Origin of the sequence: Brevibacillus porteri, from assembly GCF_003013475.1 — a bacterium.
Taxonomy (GTDB): domain Bacteria; phylum Bacillota; class Bacilli; order Brevibacillales; family Brevibacillaceae; genus Brevibacillus; species Brevibacillus porteri.
This window is the reverse complement of record NZ_PXZO01000001.1, coordinates 307,825-328,713: the sequence shown is the minus strand read 5'-3', so window position 1 is coordinate 328,713 and position 20,889 is coordinate 307,825. Positions and strand designations below refer to the sequence as shown.

General features: G+C 46.6%; 18 protein-coding genes. 5 read left to right on the top strand and 13 right to left on the bottom strand.

Going from position 1 to position 20,889, the window contains the following annotated elements; genetic code table 11:
- Positions 1–35 precede the first annotated feature (35 nt).
- From C7R92_RS01565 to C7R92_RS01510, 10 genes are all read right to left on the bottom strand, one after another.
- The gene (locus C7R92_RS01565) at positions 36–665 is read right to left on the bottom strand and encodes an NUDIX hydrolase (protein ID WP_106832989.1); all 630 of its coding nucleotides are present in this window, start codon (positions 663–665) and stop codon (positions 36–38) included.
- A 127-nt stretch (positions 666–792) separates the two neighbouring features.
- On the bottom strand, positions 793–2,367 hold the full coding sequence (locus C7R92_RS01560; RefSeq protein ID WP_106832988.1) for a glutathione ABC transporter substrate-binding protein: 1,575 nt from the start codon (positions 2,365–2,367) through the stop codon (positions 793–795).
- A 131-nt stretch (positions 2,368–2,498) separates the two neighbouring features.
- Positions 2,499–2,693, bottom strand: coding sequence for a hypothetical protein (locus tag C7R92_RS01555; protein ID WP_106832987.1), 195 nt, complete (start codon positions 2,691–2,693; stop codon positions 2,499–2,501).
- A 459-nt stretch (positions 2,694–3,152) separates the two neighbouring features.
- On the bottom strand, positions 3,153–4,376 hold the full coding sequence (locus tag C7R92_RS01545; RefSeq protein WP_106832986.1) for an amidohydrolase family protein: 1,224 nt from the start codon (positions 4,374–4,376) through the stop codon (positions 3,153–3,155).
- Between the two features lie 36 nt (positions 4,377–4,412).
- Positions 4,413–5,984 carry a glutathione ABC transporter substrate-binding protein gene (locus C7R92_RS01540; protein ID WP_106832985.1) on the bottom strand — a complete coding sequence of 524 codons (1,572 nt, stop codon included), beginning with the start codon at positions 5,982–5,984 and terminating at the stop codon, positions 4,413–4,415.
- 99 nt (positions 5,985–6,083) lie between these two features.
- Positions 6,084–7,670, bottom strand: a complete 1,587-nt coding sequence (locus C7R92_RS01535; protein WP_106832984.1) for a glutathione ABC transporter substrate-binding protein — start codon at positions 7,668–7,670, stop codon at positions 6,084–6,086.
- A 312-nt stretch (positions 7,671–7,982) separates the two neighbouring features.
- The gene (locus C7R92_RS01525) at positions 7,983–9,587 is read right to left on the bottom strand and encodes a glutathione ABC transporter substrate-binding protein (RefSeq protein ID WP_106832982.1); all 1,605 of its coding nucleotides are present in this window, start codon (positions 9,585–9,587) and stop codon (positions 7,983–7,985) included.
- Between the two features lie 269 nt (positions 9,588–9,856).
- A complete protein-coding gene (locus C7R92_RS01520) occupies positions 9,857–10,489 on the bottom strand; it encodes a sterol desaturase family protein (protein WP_106832981.1) in 633 nt (210 codons plus the stop codon).
- 25 nt (positions 10,490–10,514) lie between these two features.
- Entirely contained in the window at positions 10,515–11,231 is a 717-nt protein-coding gene (locus tag C7R92_RS01515; RefSeq protein WP_106832980.1) for a GntR family transcriptional regulator, read from the bottom strand.
- A gap of 177 nt (positions 11,232–11,408) precedes the next feature.
- Positions 11,409–12,482, bottom strand: coding sequence for a branched-chain amino acid aminotransferase (locus tag C7R92_RS01510; RefSeq protein WP_069845630.1), 1,074 nt, complete (start codon positions 12,480–12,482; stop codon positions 11,409–11,411).
- A 231-nt stretch (positions 12,483–12,713) separates the two neighbouring features.
- Between C7R92_RS01510 and C7R92_RS01505 the strand changes: the two genes are divergently transcribed.
- On the top strand, positions 12,714–13,496 hold the full coding sequence (locus tag C7R92_RS01505) for an SDR family oxidoreductase (RefSeq protein ID WP_106832979.1): 783 nt from the start codon (positions 12,714–12,716) through the stop codon (positions 13,494–13,496).
- Between the two features lie 58 nt (positions 13,497–13,554).
- Here the strand turns inward: C7R92_RS01505 and C7R92_RS01500 are convergent, their stop codons facing one another.
- On the bottom strand, positions 13,555–15,024 hold the full coding sequence (locus C7R92_RS01500) for an amidohydrolase family protein (protein ID WP_106832978.1): 1,470 nt from the start codon (positions 15,022–15,024) through the stop codon (positions 13,555–13,557).
- 283 nt (positions 15,025–15,307) lie between these two features.
- Here C7R92_RS01500 and C7R92_RS01495 point away from each other — a divergent pair, with 283 nt between their 5' ends.
- Positions 15,308–16,549 (top strand): amidohydrolase family protein, encoded by a 1,242-nt coding sequence (locus C7R92_RS01495; protein ID WP_106832977.1) that lies wholly within the window; start codon positions 15,308–15,310, stop codon positions 16,547–16,549.
- A gap of 342 nt (positions 16,550–16,891) precedes the next feature.
- On the opposite strand, the gene pdxR is transcribed toward C7R92_RS01495, so the two are convergent.
- On the bottom strand, positions 16,892–18,271 hold the full coding sequence (pdxR, locus tag C7R92_RS01490) for a MocR-like pyridoxine biosynthesis transcription factor PdxR (RefSeq protein ID WP_106832976.1): 1,380 nt from the start codon (positions 18,269–18,271) through the stop codon (positions 16,892–16,894).
- Positions 18,272–18,373: 102 nt separating this feature from the next.
- Between pdxR and C7R92_RS01485 the strand changes: the two genes are divergently transcribed.
- From C7R92_RS01485 to C7R92_RS01475, 3 genes are read left to right on the top strand one after another with little or no spacing between them, the layout of a single operon-like run.
- Entirely contained in the window at positions 18,374–18,997 is a 624-nt protein-coding gene (locus tag C7R92_RS01485; protein ID WP_106832975.1) for an FMN-binding negative transcriptional regulator, read from the top strand.
- Between the two features lie 33 nt (positions 18,998–19,030).
- Positions 19,031–19,660 (top strand): LysE family translocator, encoded by a 630-nt coding sequence (locus tag C7R92_RS01480; RefSeq protein ID WP_106832974.1) that lies wholly within the window; start codon positions 19,031–19,033, stop codon positions 19,658–19,660.
- A gap of 17 nt (positions 19,661–19,677) precedes the next feature.
- Positions 19,678–20,388: a B3/B4 domain-containing protein gene (locus tag C7R92_RS01475; protein WP_106832973.1), complete on the top strand. Its 711-nt coding sequence runs from the start codon at positions 19,678–19,680 to the stop codon at positions 20,386–20,388.
- A 35-nt stretch (positions 20,389–20,423) separates the two neighbouring features.
- On the opposite strand, the gene C7R92_RS01470 is transcribed toward C7R92_RS01475, so the two are convergent.
- Positions 20,424–20,798 (bottom strand): nuclear transport factor 2 family protein, encoded by a 375-nt coding sequence (locus tag C7R92_RS01470; protein WP_017250992.1) that lies wholly within the window; start codon positions 20,796–20,798, stop codon positions 20,424–20,426.
- Between the last annotated feature and the right edge of the window lie 91 nt (positions 20,799–20,889).

Sequence of the window (20,889 nt, the reverse complement as noted above, 5' to 3'; positions counted from 1 at the left end):
CGATGACAAGCGAGGCATTGTTTTTCCGATCAGGGTTATCGATTGGCTGCGCGTAGTTTCACTGCTGCAAACACCTGCTGGTAATAATGCACTTCATGTGGAACAAAGTCAGGTTTTGACGCGATCATCGCTGTATCTTTTTGCTCACCATTTTCCAATAGCAAAAATCCAATCACCGATATCTGCCCGATTTCGTCCGCAAACAACCGCTCGAGCTCTTGCAGATTGACCCAAAACAGCCCCGTGACTTCTTCTTCCTGTACACGGTACGCACGTAAGGGTTGATCGCATTCATACAAAAAGGTATGGCACATTTCCTTATCAATGATGGAGGGTGCAACCGTTACATCACGAATCACGCCTAGCTTGTCCAATTCCTCAAAGCCCACGGACAAGCCCAGCTCCTCCTCCAATTCCCGCACGCCGTCACATGGCTGTTCCGAAGCGAGAAGATGACCGGCAGAGGTAATGTCGAGCAAGTTCGGACAAGTATCCTTTTGTGGATGTCTTTTTTGGAACAACAATTCGATCTGCTCATCTACTACACGGTAAATCCAGCAGTGAAAGGTTTGGTGCCACAGCCCCAAGCGGTGTACTTCGCTACGCGCTTCTACCCCGATGTGCTGTCCTGCTTCGTCAAATATGTCTAGCTGCTCTTCCTGCATGTTTTCCACCCCATGACTTGTCTCTTGCGCTTTTCTTTTCCCCAAGTTACATTCCCGGTCCAGATCGTGAATTCCTCTCTATGGACGAAAGAAGGGACAGCGACAAACGCCATCCCTTCTATCACCATTAGTTGATCGATACTTCATCCAGCATCAAGTAGCCAACAGGGCTCAGCCAGAAGCCATTTACATTCTTGGATGTAACCGCCACATGGTCAATCGTGCGGATGGGAAGGATCGGTACTTCCTTCAGCTCGATTTCTTGCAGCTTTGCGTAAATTTCATTACGTTTTTGCGCATCTTTTTCGCGACGTCCTTCTTCAATCAGCTTGTCTACCTCTGGGTTGTTGTAGAACGCCATGTTACCTGCGCTGCCTTTCGAAGTGCTGTGGAAGACGTTGTACTGGTTGTAGTCGCCATCCCCTGTTGCATTGCCCCAGCCCCCGATGAACATCGCATGCTCACCATTGTCTGTGTGCTCCAGATACGCACCGTATTCCATGACTTTGATCTCCAAATCAATGCCAATACCTTTCAACTGTGACTGGATGACTTCTGCTACGTTCATGCGCTCTTTACGGTCATCTGTCACGATGGACGTTTTGAAGCCATTCGGGTAACCTGCTTCTGCGAGCAGTGCTTTTGCTGCATTGACGTCATACGAGTAATCCTGGAGATTCGGGTTATAGCCAATTACTTTTGGCGACATCGAGGAAACCGCTTGTGTCCCTACATTGTTGTATACCCCTTGTACAATGGCTTGCTTTTCGATAGCATGCGCGACAGCTTGACGTACGCGTACATCATCAAATGGCTTCTTCTGCACGTTAAAGCCGATATAATCCACACCCAAGCCTTCTGCACGTACCATGTTCATGCCAGGAGATGCCTGTGCGCGCTCTACTTCTGTCACAGGAAGCTGGTCGCCGATGTGCGCTTCGCCTGCTTCGATCATCGCTACACGGGTCGTATCTTCTGGAACGACCTTGTACAATACTTCATCTACCTTTGGCTTTTCACCCCAGTAGGTATCATTTTTTGCAAGTTTCATATCTTGGCCCGGTGCCCACGATGCGAATTTGAAAGGCCCGGTTCCCACTGGCTGCTTCGCCAATGTATCGGAATGCTCTGCGATTGCTTTCGGGCTGATGATACTTCCTTCTGAGCTAGCCAAGATGGAGAGCAGCGGTGCAAAAGGATACTCCAGCACGAAATGTACAGTCTTGTCATCCACAATCTTGATTTCTTTGATCATGGAGAAGTTGGATGCACGCGGTGATGCAACCTTTGGATCGAGTACACGTTCGAACGTCTTTTTCACAGCGTCTGCTGTAAACGGTGTACCATCGTGGAACGTAACGCCCTCACGAAGCTTAAACTCCCATGTCAGGTCGTCGAGCTGTTTCCATTCAGTAGCGAGTGTAGGCTTGTACTCGCCGTTTTTATCGCGAGAAACCAAGCTCTCATATACTTTTCCATACACATAGTTTGCCGAAGGAATATTGGAGATGAAATGCGGGTCCAGATTGTTGGCGTCTGCTTTGCGGGCTACAATCAGGGTTCCCCCTTCTTTCGGAGCTTCTGCAGCAGTTGTATTTGTCGAACTGGATTGCTCCGAGCTTGCACCACCACATCCAGTCAGCGCAACACTAACCGTCAATGTCAGAGCCAACAAGGAACCGACCATGCGCGTTTTCTTCATTTGTGTCTACCCCCTGTAGAATACTGTCGAAAATTCTGAATGTATTTCTTATTTGCATTATACGGTAGAGTTTCAATCGAACCTTTCAGCATCTTTACATCAATTTATAATATTTTTACTTTTATTTAATTTCACGCAGATGGAAAAATATGAAAAGATACTCTATTTCGTTGCTTCGGTGTAGAAGCGTATTTCCAGTCTTCGCTTCGGCCTACGCCCCACAAGTGGTAATGACTGTCCGCTCCGGCATGAATGACGGGAGCCGCTTCAAAAGTGGTAGCCTCAATGATGTATTCGCACGTTGAAGCTAAAATCGCTCCCTTCATTCATCCCTCCGCTCGGTCGGGCTCCAGAGGCGCTGTGACTGGAAACACGCTTCTTTGGCGTTGCTTTTACTGATTTTCCGATCTGTATATGAAGGGCAACAAGAAAATGATTGAAGGTTATTCATGATTGTCCTTTTTTAGCATTCTAATGAATGGATTTAATATTAAAATTATTTATGGTTAGTTAAGCAATCTTTTATCATCTTGTATTGCCTTTCAAGATGTTAAAAAGCTACGCCGGAAGAAGTGTATTTCCAGTCCAAGCGCCTCTGGAGCCCGTCCCAGCGCAGGAATGAATGGTGGGGGTTTTCAGCTTTTATTCCGAAGCGAGCAGTCAATCCCCCTTGCGAGGCGGACGCCGAAGCGTAGACTGGAAATGCGCTTCTTCCTTCACTACAGCCACTTTTATAACATGAAAAATCCGACCTTCTGGAGAAGATCGGATTGCGCTTACTATTCTTATGAATCTTTCTGCCAAACCATCTTGCCCGAGAAAACCACCGCTTCCTTCGGAGATAGTCTAGCCACAGCCTCGGCGGAGCATTTGGCACGGACGAAAACCGCATTTGCCTCATCTCCGACTTTCGGCCAAACCTGATTCCCAACTTGGTCCAGTGGAGTCACGCCACCTGTAACGAATCCCAGTGCTCGCGATAGAGATCGCTCATCAATCCAACGGAACCGTTCAGCCAAACGGTTTGCTTTTTGCAGCATATCTCCGGTTCCAAATGGGTCCCAGTGATCGGTGATGTTGTCATTGCCCAATCCAACATGGACGCCTTTGGCATGAAGCAATGGAATCGGGATAGTCGGCATATCAATGGGCACAGCTGACATGACAGCGATTTGCTGCTCGGCAAAAAGCTCCGCAACCTCTTCTCCCACAGCAGTCGGAACCTCTCCTAGCCCGTAAGCATGACTGACAGTGACTCGACCTTGCCATCCCGCATCCTTCGTCATAGCAGCCAGTTTTTTCATAATATAAACACCCAAATGTCCAGGCTCGTGCAAGTGCAAGTCAACATCCGCATTCGCTTCTACCGCTATGTCCATCATCGTATCAAGAGATTTCTCGATATCATCGTCAAACGTGGCAGGATCGACACCACCGAGGAGACCAGCTCCATGCTTCATCGCCTCGCGAACGAGGGAAACAGAATCACTGCGCAGCAAACCATGTTGGGGAAACGCGACAATTTCCCAGGAAAGTTTTTCACGATAAGTTGCCAATGCATCCAATGTGGCTTCCAGGTTTTTCAGCCCAATGACCGGGTCAATGTTGCAATGGGTTCGCACGTGAGTAGCACCGTGCGATTGCACTAACTCCAGCAGCTTTTCTGCACGCTCACGGGCGACGGGAAGCTGCCGAGGCAACAGTTCCTGCTCTTGTTCGATTCGAAAAAAACGATTAGGAGCAGGAAGAACAGCTTGCCACGGACCTCCATAAAATGTTTTGTCCAAATGAATGTGCATTTCCCGGAAAGAAGGAAGCATCAGTAGACCTTGTGCATCCCATACAGATACCCCACCAGGTATATCCAACGAAGCAGGTACGATTTTCTCCACGCGACCGTCTGTGAGCAAGACATGAAAACGCCCCGTCTTTGTTCCCGTGACAATGCCATTCGCCTCTGTATAACCACATTCCAGACTCGCATTTTTGATCCACAAGCTTTCGTTCATGCTCCGTCTCCATCCTTTTCTATCTAAATGTTTGCGTTATTCAATCGTAATGCCGTTTATCATCATGTACCCAGAAGGGCTGATCCAGAAGCCTTTGATGGTTTTGCTGATTGCAGCGACATGCTCAAGATTGCGGATTGGGACGATTGGTGCTTCTTGCTTTTCAATCTCCAACGCCTTTGCATAGATTTGCTTGCGCTTTTCCGTCTCCTGCTGGCGGCGCCCCTCTTCGATCAGCTTGTCCACTTCTTTATTCACGTAAAATGTTGTGTTTCCGCCTTTGCCCAAAGAGCTAGAGTGGAACAGATTGTACTGGTTGTAGTCAGCGTCGCCAGTGGCATTGCCCCAGCCACTGATGAACAGCTCTGTTTCACCGTTGTCTTCTGCATCTAAATAAGCTCCGTACTCAAGCACTTTTACCTCTACTTCGATGCCGATCCCCTTTAACTGGGACTGGATCACTTCCGCGGCATTAATTCGTTCCTTGCGATCGCCTGTCCACAAGGTTGTCTTGAAGCCGTCCGGATAACCTGCTTCTTTCAACAGGGCCTTCGCCTTGTTCGGATCAAACTCGTATCCCTTTAACCCCTCATCGTATCCCAGAACCTTCGGACTCATTGCAGAATTCGCTTTCGTTCCGACATCGTTGTACACACCTTTGATGATCGCATCGGTCTCAATCGCATAGTTGATCGCCTGGCGAACACGGACGTCGTCAAACGGTTTTTTCTTGGTATTGAACCCGATGAAGTCTGTCCCCAAGCCCTCTGTCCGGTACAAGCTCATATGAGGGGAATTACTGACACGGTCAATCTCTGTCACCGGCAATGGTTCAGCGATATGCGCCTCTCCCGTCTCGACCATGGCTACGCGTGTCGTGTCCTCTGGTACGACTTTGAAGACGGCCTTCTTGAATTTTACCTTTTCTCCCCAGTAGTTGTCATTTTTCACGAGTACGATCTCTTGGCCAGGTGTCCACGATTCGAATACGAACGGCCCTGTACCGATGGGATGTTTGCTCAGGTCCTTGCCGTATTTCTCAATTGCTTTTGGACTAATGATACTGCCTTCGTGGTTGGCGAGGATCGACAGTAATGGGGAATACGGGTAGGCTAGCTTGAAATGTACGGTGTAATCATCCACTACCTTGACTTCCGATACCATCTTGAACTGAGACGCGCGTGGAGAGGCGACCTTTTCATCGAGGACCCGTGCGAATGTTTCTTTCACCGCCTCGGCGTTAAACGGCGTACCATCGTGGAAATGAACTCCCTGACGCAGCTTGAACTCCCAGGTGACATCGTCCAACTGCTTCCATTCCGTGGCTAGCATCGGTTTGAATGCCATGTTATCATCTCGCTGGACGAGGCCTTCGTACACTTTATGATGGACCACACTCGCTGCATTGATCGCTGAAATAAAGTGCGGGTCTAGATTGTTTGCGTCTGACTGGTGTGCAATCACCAGCGTCTGATCTGTTGCCGGAGCTTCCTTCGCAGTCGGAGTTCCTGCCGCACCTTGCTCTGTACCCGATGAACAGCCTGTAAGCATGAGGCCAACGCTCAGGATACTTGCCAGCATTGAACCTAGCATCTTCTGTTTTTTCATAGACTCGCCCCCATTTACTTCTTCTTTGTATAATCAATCAGCATAGCTCGTTCCCAGTGGGCGAAGCTATGCTGATCATAAAGAATTTTTTGCTGAAAATTATGGCAATGATATATTGTCGATCTCAATGTGTCCTGCTGGACTGATCCAAACTCCTTCTACACCTTTTTGAATCGCTGCGAGGTTTTCTGAGAAGCGGTACGGTACCATTGCCACTTCGTCCATTTCGATTTGCTGTGCTTTTTCGTAGATTTGCTTCCGTTTTTCTTCGTCTTTCTCTTTGCGGCCCTCATCGATCAGCTTGTCCACTTCCGGATTGCTGTAGAAAGCGTGGTTACCGGCTGCCCCTTGCGACTTCGTGTGGAACAGATTGTATTGGTTGTAGTCTGCATCTCCTGTGGCATTGCCCCAACCACTGAGGAACAATTCTGTTTCGCCTTTGTTAGCTGCTTCAATATAAGCACCGAACTCTAGCACTTTCACTTCCAAATCGATATTGATTTGTTTCAGCTGTTGCTGCAGCACTTCTGCCAAGCTAATCCGTGCCTTGTTATCATTTAAGTAAATGGTTGCTTTGAAACCGTTCGCGTATCCAGCTTCCGCCAACAGCTTTTTGGATTTTTCCAGATCGTAAGGCAAGTCTTTTACATTCGGGCTGTAACCAACCATGGACGGGGTAATGGAAGAATGAGCAACCGTCCCGACATCGTTGTAGACCCCTTGAATGATGGTTTTCTTATCGACCGCATGTGCAATCGCTTGACGAACGCGTACATCATCGAATGGCTTCTTCGAGTTGTTAATCCCGATATGATCGCTAGCGAATGCAGGGTAGCGACCAAGTGCCATACTTGGAGAATTTTTCACCCGATCGACTTCTGTCACTGGCAATTGCTCAGCTATATGCGCTTCTCCTGTCTCGACCATCGCGAGTCTGGTCGTATCCTCTGGAACAGTCTTGAAGACGACTTTGTCCAGATTCGGTTTATCGCCCCAATAGCTATCATTTTTCACCAGGACGACTTCTTGACCAGGTGTCCATGATTCGAATTTGTAAGGCCCTGTTCCCGTTGGATGCTTGGTCAACTCTTTCCCATACTGTTCGATCGCTTTTGGTGACAAAATGCCACCCTCTGCACTGGCGAGCACGGACAGGAGTGGTGCGTATGGATAGTGCAGGATGAATTGAACCGTTGTATCATCCACGACCTTTACTTCTTTGATGGCTTCAAACAAATTGGCGCGGTTAGAGCCTACGGCCGGGTCTTGGACACGAGCAATCGTCTTTTTCACAGCTTCCGCATTGAATGGCGTGCCATCGTGGAACGTCACACCAGAGCGAAGCTTGAATTCCCATGTCACATCATCGAGCTGCTTCCATTCGGAAGCGAGTGAACCTACATATTTGCTTTCTTTGTCCATCCGAACAAGACCCTCGTATACCTTGTGATGAATGATGGCAGCAGAGTTGATTTGCGTTAGAAAATGCGGGTCAAGGTTGTTCGCATCAGACAAACGGGCGATGACGAGTGTCCCGCCTTCTTTGCCAACTGGTGCAGAAGCATTGGTTTGCCCTGAAGAATTGGTACTCCCTCCTGCTTCAGGTGCTTGTGAGCAGCCTGCCAACGCTGTAGAAACCGCAACGGTCATGGCAAGCAGCGTCTGGAAAAAGCGCGTCTTTTTCATGTAGTGATCCCCCTCTTTTGTGAAAAACGTCTCGACGTTTTTCATAAATGTTGATGTGACCGCTTGCGGTCAAAAAAACGGTCGTGACCGTTTTTTGCGCCAGATGCACTTGAATATTTTGACCATTCGCGCATATTTCATTTTACCCACTATTCTGTCATTGTATTTTCACTCTCTTTACTTGTATTTTCACTTTCTTTACTCTTTTTTTCACTTTTTCTACTTTTATGCGAACAGTGCGTATTCAAAAAGTCGACCTTTTGAACAACCACTAAAAAAGACCCACTCTTTTGAGAAGGTCTCAAGCTCCTGCTATTGAATCGTCACTTGGCTCACGTCAATGTACCCGGACGGACTGATATACACTCCCTGTACATTTTTCGCAATGGCCGCGAGGTTTTCACTGCTGCGGAATGGCAGCAATGGCACCTCCTCCATCTCGATTCGCTGTGCTTCTGCGTAGATTTCCTTGCGCTTCTCTGGATCTTTCTCCTTACGACCCGCTTCAATCAACGCATCGACTTTCGGATTATTATAGAAGGAATGGTTGCCTGGCACACCTGCTGACGTGCTGTGGAAGAGGTTGTACTGGTTGTAATCTGCATCCCCGGTCGCATTGCCCCAGCCACTAATGAACATTTGCGCTTCACCTTTTGCCGCCAATTCCAGGTACGCACCGAACTCCATCACTTGAATCTGCAAGTCGATGCCGATTCCCTTCAGCTGGGATTGCAGCACTTCTGCCACATTAATCCGTGCCTTGTTGTCATTGAGATAGATAGTTGCCTTGAATCCGTTGGCGTAGCCTGCTTCGGTGAGCAATTGCTTCGCTTTGTTCAAATCGTATTCCGGCGTTTTAATATTTGGGCTGTAGCCGATGACTTTTGGCCCTAATGACGAGATGGCTACTTTTCCGACATTGTTATAAACCCCTTTAATAATCGCTTCCTTATCGATCGCATGGGCGATGGCCTGACGGACGCGAACATCGTCAAAAGGCTTCTGCTTGACGTTCATCCCGATGTGGTCAACTGCGAATGATTCGAACCGGCCTAAAGACATGCTCTGCGAGTTCTGTACCCTTTCCAGTTCAGTGACCGGTAGTTGTTCTGCGACATGAGCTTCACCTGTCTCCACCATGGCTACACGTGTCGCATCCTCAGGAATGGTCTTGAAAACGACTTTTTCTAGCTTCGGTTGGTTGCCCCAATACTTCTCGTTTTTCACCATGACGATTTCTTGTCCAGGCGTCCATGATTCAAAGATGAACGGCCCCGTTCCTACTGGTTTCTTGGACAACTCTTTGCCAAATTCCTTCATCGGCTTCGGACTGATGATGCCACCCTCGGCACTCGCCAGTACGGACAAGAGCCCTGCGAACGGATAATGTAAAATAATATCTACCTTCAATGGATCGATGACCTTCACTTCTTTAATCATGCCAAACATGTTTGCTTTCGGAGTCGGATTGTCTTTGTCCAAAATACGGTCGATTGTCTTTTTCACAGCTTCCGCATTGAAGGGTTCCCCGTCATGGAAGGTAACACCGTCACGCAGTGTAAATTCCCAGGTAAAATCGTCTTTTTGCTTCCATTCCTTTGCCAAAAGAGGTTTGTACTCACTATTCCGATCCATCATGACCAGACCTTCATAGAGCTTGTGCTGCGTCACTGCCATGGAATTAATCTGGGTACTGAAATGCGGGTCCAGATTATTCGCATCGGACAAGCGCGCAATAATCAAAGTACCGCCTCCACCCGCTGCGGCCGATGAAGACGCGGGGCTAGTCGAAGCTTGATTGGAGTTGGACGCGGAATTCGTCCCACTGGATGTCTGACTGCCACCACAGCCTGCCAAAACTGTGGAAAGCAAGACAGACAGGGCAAGAATAGATCCTAGCATGTACTTCTTCTTCACTGTGAATGCCCCCTTATTCTGGATGATAGAATGAAAAGAATATGGCATGACTAAATATTACTAATTTTCTCACTATTAATCTTTTCATTATCTTTACCTTTCTTTTCACTTTCTTTACCATGTCGTTTTTGAATGTTCAAAATAACTCTATTGAAGCTAGCTACATATCATAGTGCTTTGGCGGTTTATCGATACCTTCTAAAACTTAGAAAGAAAAAAACATCCCTCAAAAAAGGGATGGTCGTGCAAAAGAGGTAGAAATATGCCATTTACAGATCAACATCTTTGTCCCACTGTCTTTCCAGATCCCTCACCGTCGAGCTTTTCTCGACATCCTGTTCTTTCTTGTAAGTTCCCAGCATGACGTCAAAAACAGGGCTGGTAACACCGTACCAATAATGTTCATTTTTGAAGTGATGCCATAGATGGAGCTTTTTCATCCAGCGCCCCCATGGAGATATGGGTTGAACCGGGCGATGGGCGATATAGTGCTTCCATTCATAAAATAGCAGAAATCCTATCACGCCTGTAACAAAGGTATTGGTCACAATCAAGTCGGAAGTAAGCAGAAAACAAATGGCTCCGGTTCCTGCAATGAGCGGCAAGCTATACCACACGGGCAAGAACAACAGGTGCAAGTTGTTCGGATCGGCATGATGATCATAATGTAAGCGCTTTAACATTTGGAGAAAAAATGGATTTCGAGGCGGTTTGAGGTGAAAGAGAAATCGATGAATCAAGTATTCGCTTGCCGCATATCCAATCATCCCCGCCACAAGTGCCACCCATGTTTTCAACACGTACCATTCAGAAATAGTGAAAGACAAGCTAATCAGGAATAGGATGCTCATGATGAGGATATCTGGAAACGTAAAGAATTCTTTCAGAAACTTTGCCTTCAACAGAACGCCCTCCTCTTGTGTTCCTTCACTTACCTTGTTCCATCACGGTTGGGTTTCTCCACAGCTCCAAACTTTTTTCCATTGCCTTTCTGGCTACACGCTCTGCTTCGATGAAATCCCCCTGTAAAGTGACGTTCAACAGTTCATGGTAATAGTGCCAAGATGCCTCGCGGTGTTCCCGGATAGAAAAATACTTTCGTGCCATATTTAGGTAAAAGGAATCAAAACTGTTTACAATCAGTAAATAGATAGGATTTGGGGAAAGTCTCGTCAGATTTTTCTGCAGCTCCCAGTCAAACGCTGCATAAGAATCAGCATCAGGTTTCAGTTGATCGAGATTAGCAAGCAATGCGACTACCTTCGGCTGATGAGCAGCAACTGCGTTACGAATGTAAACAGGCGCCAACGATATCCGCAGTTCCAGCAAGTGCGAAATAAACTCATCCGTAACATCGTCTTGGTTTTGAATGATATGGACAAGGGTCATTATATTGCCTTGATGCCAATAATCGTTGACAATTGCCGGATGTCCTTTCCTCACAGTGATCCAGCCATCTCTTTCCAAGCGTTGCAGTGCTTCTCTAACGGTTGGCCGACCTACCCCGTAGTATTCTGCCAACTCCCGTTCCGGCCGTAGCGTACCTCCTGTAGAATACTCTCGGGTCAAAATTGCCTTGATTAATTTCATCTCAATTTGATCCGACGAGCGTTCTTTCTTTCCCCCTTTTTTCTCCGCTGTCATTGTCGCCTCCCCGCAATAATGGTCCTACAACCATTTTTTGTGGTATTACCACAAATGGTAGTATTTTACACAACCCCCTGTCAAGAGATGAAGTGATTGAACTTTCCTACACGATCAAAAAAAGCATAGCCCTCTTCCGATAAAGAGAAGGCTATGCCTCTTGTGTTACTGGCGTGATTATTCTGTCACTTCTACAGACCAGCCAAACTTGTCTTCACGCTCACCGTACTGGATTCCTGTCATCTCATCGTACAGTCTCGTTGTCAATTCCCCGGTTTTTTCACCGTTAATGATCATCTGATGTCCATTCCAGTTCAGATCACCGACTGGGGAAATAACAGCCGCTGTTCCGGTACCGAATGCTTCTTCCAACTCACCGTTGACGTAAGCGGTATGCAGGTCTTCCATGGAAATCCGCTTCTCTACGACTGGAATTCCCCAGTCCTTGAGCAATTGGATGGTCGAATCTCTCGTGATACCCTCGAGAATGCTGCCGTTCAATGCTGGGGTCCACACTTCCCCTTTTACCTTGAAGAACACGTTCATGCTGCCTACTTCTTCAATATATTTATTCTCTACACCATCGAGCCACAGCACTTGCTCATAGCCTTTTTCTTTTGCTTCTACTTGTGCTTTCAGACCGCCTGCGTAGTTACCTGCCACTTTTGCGTTTCCTGTTCCGCCTCTTACCGCACGAACGTAGTTGTTTTCTACGTAAATTTTCACAGGCTTCATGCCACCCGCGTAGTACGCTCCAACTGGCGACAACACGATCACCAATTTGTACGTATGCGAAGCGCGCACACCAAAGCATGGCTCTGTCGCAATTACGAAGGGACGAATGTAGAGAGACTGTCCGCTTTCTGTTGGAATCCATTCTTTATCTACCGCTACCAGCTGTTTCAATGCCTCGACCATGAAATCCTCGTCGATCAACGGCATGCTCATACGCTCCAGTGAACGGTTCATACGCTTGAAATTTTGATCAGGTCGGAACAAGCTAACCTTGCCCTCTTCATTGCGATAAGCTTTCAAGCCCTCAAATACAGCTTGCCCGTAATGGAAAACCATTGCTGCCGGGTCCAATGTCAGCGGAGAGTATGGGACGATTTGTGGATCATGCCATCCTTTACCTTCTGTATAATCCATGGTGAACATATGATCGGTAAAATGAACACCGAACCCCAGCTTGTCAGAAGCTGGTTTCTCTTTTTTCTGTTCTGTCCGGGTAATTGTTAACTGACACTCCATCTTCTACATCTCCCTTAGTATTAAATCCACTATTTGAACAACTTCCTATATATACAAAATAGCAACAATTTTGCATGATTTCCAGCGTAAGTTTCTGCTACCCCTACAATTTATGGTTATTTAGCGAAAACTTCGCAAAATTTTCGTGATCGATTTTTTTCTTCGTAGGCAGGATAAAAGGAATAGGTACCCCGAAAAGAATGTATAGGGACAGAATGAGGAGGGATATGTATGAGCACACACCTTCGCTTGCACGGAAAAATTGCCATCGTAACAGGAGCCAGCCGCCTCCAAGGGATTGGGGCTGCTATCTGTAAAATGCTGGCCTCACACGGCGCCGATATTTTCCATACGTATTGGACCGCCTATGACCAATCCATGGCGCATGGGATTCAAAAGGATGAACCCGCCATCTTGCAGGAAGAGATCAGACGCTACGGAGTCAGATGTGCGGGAATCGAGATCGACCTGTCACTGCCTGATGCCCACAAGAAGGTGCTCGACGCAGCTACAGCACAACTGGGCGAACCAAGCATCCTCATCAACAACGCTTGCTACTCCACAAATGACGGCTACGAGGCACTGGATATCGCCAGTTTGGACGCACATTATGCCATCAATGTGCGGGCAACCACAATGCTCAGTGTGGAATTTGCACGTCGCTTCTCTCAACAACGCGGAGGCCGAATCATCAACATGACATCTGGTCAGTCCAAAGGCGCGATGGTCGGTGAGATCGCGTATGCCGCAACAAAAGGAGCCGTGGATGCCCTGACGACGACACTTGCTGCCGAAGTAGCTACGCGAGGGATTACGGTCAACGCTGTAAATCCCGGGCCTACCGACTCAGGCTGGATGAACGACGAAATCAAGCAAAACATTTTGCAACGATTTCCTTTGGGACGGATTGGACAGCCCGAGGATGCAGCGCGTCTTGTCGCTTTTCTGGCAAGTGACGAAGCGGAGTGGATTACCGGACAGATTATGCATTCCGAAGGCGGGTTCATCCGGTAAGTGAAAAAAGCACAATCCGCCGTTTCTAGCAGATTGTGCTTCTTCTTATTTGTTCAGGCTATCGTTTGCTCACGATTGGGAAAGAAGGCTTGAACAGCTCTTTTTCGCCCAGCTGTTGATAGTCGCGCTCGACGTAGCCCAGACGCATTTTGTCAAAGTAGCGCTGTCCCTTTTCTTTGATCTCTTCCAGATCAACTCCTGGCAAGAGGCGGTCTTTCATTACGGTGCGTCCAGCGATGATGGAGAGCTTCACATCACGACCTGAGCCACACGTGATAATCGTACGGATTGGATCATCAACCGCACCCATGTGGAAACCGTCCAGATCAATGGCAATGATATCTGCTTTTGCCCCCGGCGCTAATCGGCCCAGATCATCTCTGCCAAGGAAACGTGCTCCGCCCAATGTCGCTGCACGGTAAATATCCGCGTAGCTGGAATCTGCGACATCGCCTTCCACCAAGCGGGAAAGCATGCTGGCTGTGCGAATGTTTTGGATGAAGTCAGGCGGGAACGTATCGGTTCCAATCGCGATGTTGACGCCACGACGCTTGTAACGGGCAAACGATTCGAGTGCCTCGCCATGACGACCAACTACAAGCGGGCAGTGAATCACGGTCGTACCTGTCTCTTGCAGGATCGCCAAATCGTCTCCCTCTCCGAATTTCGCTTTACTAAAGTCTGGAATGAAATGTGCGTGCGGAATTGCCGTTTTCTTTCCAAGGAAGCCGATCTCATTCAGGAACTGAATCGGTGATTGGTTGTGACGACGATGGATTTCCGTATATTCATAGAGACCTTGTGCAGCATGCAGACGGATAGGACATCCGAGCTCCTCGCTGTAGCGCTTTGTGTTGATCAAGTTCTCTACAGACTGTGACTCGATTCGCTCTGGCGCCAGCATTCCACGGATGAGTCCGTTGTGAGCCCCATCGAAATCTTTGACAAATTGTACAGCTCGCTCCAGACCTGCTTGTCCTTCTGCTTCGTTCCACAGTACTTCGATCTCTCCATTTGCCTTCACGACACGCATGCCGGATTGATAGCTCGGCCCCATGTACATACGCAATCCCAAGCGTCCTGCATGATCGGCTGCGGCTGCCAGCTCCTCATACGTTTCCGCCCAGCGCTTGTAGAAGACCGATGTAATCGGCATCGCTGTCGTTACCCCGTTTAGAATCAATTGGCTGTAAGCGTAAAGGGATTTGAACGCCTCTTCCTCAGGGGTCATTACCTCATGGTAGCCTTTGCGGTAGTAGTCTTCCGACCAAAGCATGTTTTTGTTTCTAGCAGAAGCTTGCTCCAGATGTACGATGTCGTGATCAATGTCCCCCAACGCATTCAGGTCAATGAAGCCCGGACTGACTACTGCATTGCCAGCATCGATCACTTCATCTACCTCGCCATCAAAATGGTGCCCCACATACACAATGGTGTCATTCTCGTAAACGACTTCCCCATCTGTGATAATCACATGATCTTCGCCGTCAAAACCGATGGCATATTTTGCGGTTATTTTCTTTTTCATGATGATCCTCCCTACTCTTTCTCGTTCCGGCCTCTTCACTCCATTGTATCCTTCGTTATTATAGGAAATATTCTGTAAAGTTTGTTTCAAAACTTTTACGTGTATTTGCACAATCTTTACTCCTTTTCGAAAACAGGCAAGATTCCTAGCAATACGTAAAAATCATGCAAAAACTAGTAAAAAAGATGAACATCCTTGTTCGAAATATTCACTACAATTAACGTAGATAGCTAGACTGGACTCTCATCCACTAAATGCAATATAGAGAAAGGGCTGATTTCTAGTGATGCAAGCTTTTTGGTTAACCAACGTTCGTCTCGATAAAGGATTTGAAACAGGAGACGACGGCGTCTTTCACACAATCTCAGAAATCTGTCATTTGAAGATCGAAGACGGCAAAATCGCAGAGATCGTATCGGCGAGCGAACCACTCGACACCACTTTACCGCAAGAAGATGCAAAAGGTTTATTAGCCCTCCCCTCTTTTGTCGAGAAGCATAACCATCTGGATAAAACGTATGCGGGCGCAACCTGGAAATCTTGCCTCCCTCCGAAAAAATTGATCGATCGCTTGGAGTTCGAAGCAAAAGAAATGCCGCTGATGATTGGGACGACCAAAGAACGCGCACAAGCAATGCTCCAGTGGCATATCAAAGGCGGTGCCACACATGTGCGCACACACGTCAACATCGATCCATACATCGGGCTGAAAAACCTGGAGGGTGTGCGTGCAGCCCTGGAAGAATACAGCGATCGCCTGACATATGAAATCGTCGCTTTCCCACAGCAGGGGCTCCTGCGCACACAAGCAAGCTCCTTGATGAGACAAGCGATGAAGGAAGGCGCTACACTGGTTGGGGGCTTAGACCCGGCTGGGATTGACAATGAATTGGAAGGCTCCTTGCGTGAAATGATGGACATTGCGGTGGAAGCAGATGCGGATGTCGATATTCACCTGCATGATCCGGGGACACTCGGCTTTTATACGATCAAAAGACTTCTCGATCTGACCGAGGAAGCTGGCTGGCAGAACCGTATGGCGATCAGTCATGCCTTTGCACTCGGAGACGTGTCGATGGAGGAAAGCTCGGACATGGCAGACCGATTGTCCCAGCTGGGAACGATGATTATGACAACAGTTCCGATTAATCGTGCCATGCCACCTGTTCCGATGCTTCATGCCAAAGGCGTACATGTCGCACTTGGTTACGATGGATTCTACGATTCGTGGTCGCCATATGGAACAGGCGATATGCTGGATAAGCTAAACCGTCTGGTCGAGCGCTACCGTTGGGTCGATGAGAAATCATTGGTGCAATCGTTGTACTTCATCACCGGAGGAAAAACAACGCTCGATAAAGATGGCAACCCTGCATGGCCAATGGTTGGCGACGAGGCAAGCATCGTGTTTGCAGAAAGCTCCTGCTCTGCGGAAGCGATTGCGAGAAAATCTCGTCGGGCTGCTGTTATGTTTAAAGGGAACATTGTGCATGGTGCTTTGGAGAGAATGGAAGAAACAAAGTAGTCATGTGGACATGTAGGCTTCGCTGATTTTTCAGTGAAGCCTTTTTTTTGGTCTAAATCGAGCCTTTGGTGGTGGAGAGAAAAAAGAAGAAAACGCTCAAGTTCTTGGGCTACCTGCTAAGGGGGCATCCCTGCCCAGCTCCATGAAAAAAAAGAAACCCGCGTCCAAAGTCGCGCCTCTGCGATGTATCTCAGAGGTGGACGCTAAAGGCAGGTTTCTTTTTTTCCATTGCGCTTCGGTTGGTATCCCAAAGACTTTCGCTTATTCCTTCTTTTTTCTCTTACCAGTTTGGGTGGTTTTCCGTGCTTAAAAGATGAGGGCCTTCTGAAAAAGGGAAATATTTTATAACCAAGCCTTTTTTAAGAGCTTCACGCCACGTTGGATTTCATCACTTGATAAATTACTGAAACCAAGCTTAATCATTGGATGATCGGTTTTGTTTTTAATGAAGAAAAGTGAAGTAGGATAGACTTTCACTCCCTGAAGGGAAGCTTGCTGAATGAGCCATTCTTCTGAACGCTCCACGTGTACTTTGACTAATAAGTACAATCCAGACTGCTCGCCAATGATAGAAATATGTTGTTTGAAATGCTTCCTTAATTCACAAACGAAGTGCTGCATTTTTCGTTTATAAACAAGGCGCATGCGTTTAATATGGCGATTCCATTCCCCTTCTTCCATAAATTTCGCCATTGCGAATTGGCTAAGTAGTGAAGTGGTGCTCTCGAAATGTGCGAATTGATTTTTATAAAGGTTGATAAGCGGCTGTGGCAACACCATATAACTTAAACGAATTCCTGGCAGAAAGCACTTCGAGAAATTCCCGAGATAAATAACCCTTGTTGAATCGATGGAAGCGAGAGCCGGAAATGGTTGTTGAGTATAGCGATATTCACTATCATAATCGTCTTCGATAATATATCCTTGCCTATTTTTTGCCCAATGAATAAGGGTATGCCTTTGTTGAATGGACATGCTTACCCCATATGGACTGTGATGGGACGGCGCCACATAAATCAATCGTGATTTCATTTGTTCCAAGTGTGAGAAATCAGCACCTGTCTCATAAACGGGTACTGTTTCCAGTGCAAAACTATTTAATTGAAAAGCTTCCCTAGCGCCATCATAACCAGGATCCTCCACAATCACGCTAGAAAAATCATGTTTCAGGACAAGACCGAGATACACAAGCATTTGTTGGGTACTACTTCCGATAATGATTGCATCTGGTTCTGTTTTCACTCCACGAGACTGGAGTAAATATGCTGCGATTTGCTCACGTAAGCTCCATTCACCAAAAGGTTCCCCGTACCGAAAGCTGTCCTTTGCCGTTAATACTTGATTCGAAATCCTCCGCCACGTTTTTAAAGGGAAATGCGATTGATCGACGACGTCTGCTCGAAAATCTATACGAACAGGTGATACCTGCTCTGTTTGTTTGTGAGTAAAAGAACTGCGAGCCTCTTGAAATAAAACAGGCTCTAACTCATTTACAAAATAACCTTTTCGGCCCTCTCCACGAATATATCCTTCAGCAACAAGTTGTTCATACGCCATTAATGTTGTATTACGGCTTACATGTAAGGAATCTGCAAGTTGACGAATGGAGGGCAATAGCTCATCCGCCTTTATATCGCCTTGTTCAATAAATGATTTAAATTTCTCATAGATTTGTTTGTATTTAGGAGAATGATCTTTGAATGTAAAAATGGTATTTTTCATTACCACCCCTCCTGACATGTATATTTGTTTGTTATTGTATCTTTTTTTATGTCAGTTTGTATCATACGCTTGGTTCAAATACACGTTGAAAGGGTGGTTACTGTGTACATTCCTAAGCAATATCAGATGAAACATGATGAGGCAGTTCAAATGATGAAGTCTAACCCGTTTGCTTTATTGATTACGGTTGATCAACACCGCCCGTTGGCTACGCACATTCCGTTGGAAATTCGTGAAGAGGAAGGGAAAATCTATGCGACTGGGCACATCGCATACGGAAACATGCAGAAGAAAACCTTGGATAACAATAGGGATGTTTTGCTTATTTTTCAAGGACCGCACGCTTATATTTCGTCAAGCTGGTATGAGAGTGAACAGGTTCCCACATGGGACTATCTCGCTGTACATGCGTATGGGACAGCGCGTATCCCTACGAAGGATGAACTGAAATCTGCTTTGGATTCGATGCTTACCCACTATGAATCTCACAGGGAAAATGGTCGGCTCTGGGAGACGTTTGATCCTGAGCTGCTTGAGAGAGAAATGAAAGGAATCGTTGGTTTTGAGATTGAAATCACCTCTATTCAAGGGGCAGCCAAAATGAGCCAAAATCGCAACAACACCGATTATCAATCGATTGTGGCAGAGCTTGAAAAATCAAATGAACAAGGGGAAATTCAGGTTGCTCAGTGGATGCGTGAGCAACGGAAAGAGTTATTTAAATGATCAGCCTATAGATACAACAAGGAGTTGCTTCTTATGGAGTTTTCAACTATTTGGCTATTTGTCATTGCCGCTTCTACATTGTTAATCATACCTGGACCAGCCGTGTTCTATATTATGGCTAGAAGTATCGATCAAGGGAAGAAAGCGGGTCTGGTATCAGTTCTAGGAGTGTCTCTTGGTGGTTCTGTTCACGTTTTAGCTGGAGCAATTGGAGTTTCTGCGATCCTTATGACATCAGCAACAGCCTTTCATATCGTGAAATACTTGGGTGCTGCTTATCTTATCTATCTGGGGTGTAAGACTTTATTTTCTAAAGCTGATAGAACAGATTCCGAAATTCCAAAAGCCCCTCGCAAAAAATTACGAAAGATTTTTTACGAATCAGCGCTTGTAGAGGTAATGACAGCCCTCTTCTTTTTAGCCTTCTTTCCGCAATTCATATCACCTACTGCTGGGTCAGTCACCGTTCAATTTTTGCTTTTAGGAACGATATTTATTATCCTAGCTTTTGTTAGCGATGGTCTGTATGCCGTTCTCGCAGCAAGTATGAGAAAGCGGATTGTGGGTAGTACGGCGACTTCAAAGGTAGTGAATCGGATAACTGGTTATTTTTATATTGCGCTAGGGATTTTCTCCGCCTTTGCGAGCCCCTCCAAAACATAAGAATGGAGAGATAGGATATGCCTAGATTTATCATTGAAGATGATTTTTGGTCGTTATTTCCGCATGCGAAAATAGGTATCGTGATTTGCCAGGGAATTGATAATTCAATAAGGGACGTTGAAATCTACGAGAAGCTGCTAAAGGAAGCCGAGAAAGACGCGCATAAATTCTTAAGTCTAGAGGAATTCAGTAGTAATCCTGTCATTTCCGTTTGGCGAGAAGCTTTTCAGAAATTCAAGACAAAGAAAGGCGCAAGGTGTTCGATTGAAGCTTTATTAAAAAGAGTCAAAAATGGCAACCCCATCGGAACAATAAACCCGCTTGTTGACATGTATAATTCCATTTCATTGCGTTATGGACTTCCGTGTGGTGGAGAAGATATCGACACTTTTGTAGGCGATATTCGCCTGACGCAGGCAAATGGCAACGAACCGTTTCTCCCATTGGGACAGGATGAAAATGCTCCGCCCTATGAAGGGGAAATTGTTTATAAAGATGATGACGGTGCCATATGCAGATGCTGGAATTGGCGTGAAGCTCAGAGGACAATGCTAACAGAAAACACGAAAAATGCATTCCTCTGTATGGAATTAATAGATGAATCAAGAAGTGATGAATTCCATATGGCGCTAAAAGAATTGTCTGATTTAGTGCCACATCATCTTGGTGGTATGGTGAAGAGGGAAGTGTTAGATATCAGTCAGAAGGAAATGACCATCTTTGAGTAAGGTCAAACGGTAGCCAAATGCATTGGCTGCCGTTCTTAAAACATTCCATTCTCATTGGGGGAATCATCCGGTATGGCCTGGCCTACATCCCAGAATTCGACGATCTGGTCGTTATGAAAACGGAAGATATGGACCACAGCTCCCCCAAGATCCTCTTGGTTTTGCTTCACATGGGAATGGACCGCAACGATATCCCCCTCTTCGATGGATCGTTTCACTTCGAGAATCTTATGAGGATTCTTTGCGGCGTTCTCTTCCATTGCGAGCATAAGAGAATGAGCATCGCCACGGAAAAAGGGATTATGGTGGTGGAAATTCGGACCTGTGTATCTTTGGTATGCTTCTCGCACATTCCCCGACGCTACCAGTTGCAAAAACGACACCGCATTCTCTTTGAGAGAAGTCTTCATAACAAATCATCCTTTCTCTAAATAAGATACCCGATCGTACCACACGTCTATCTATGCCCAACTTTTTGCATGTTGTAACGTTCTAGCAATA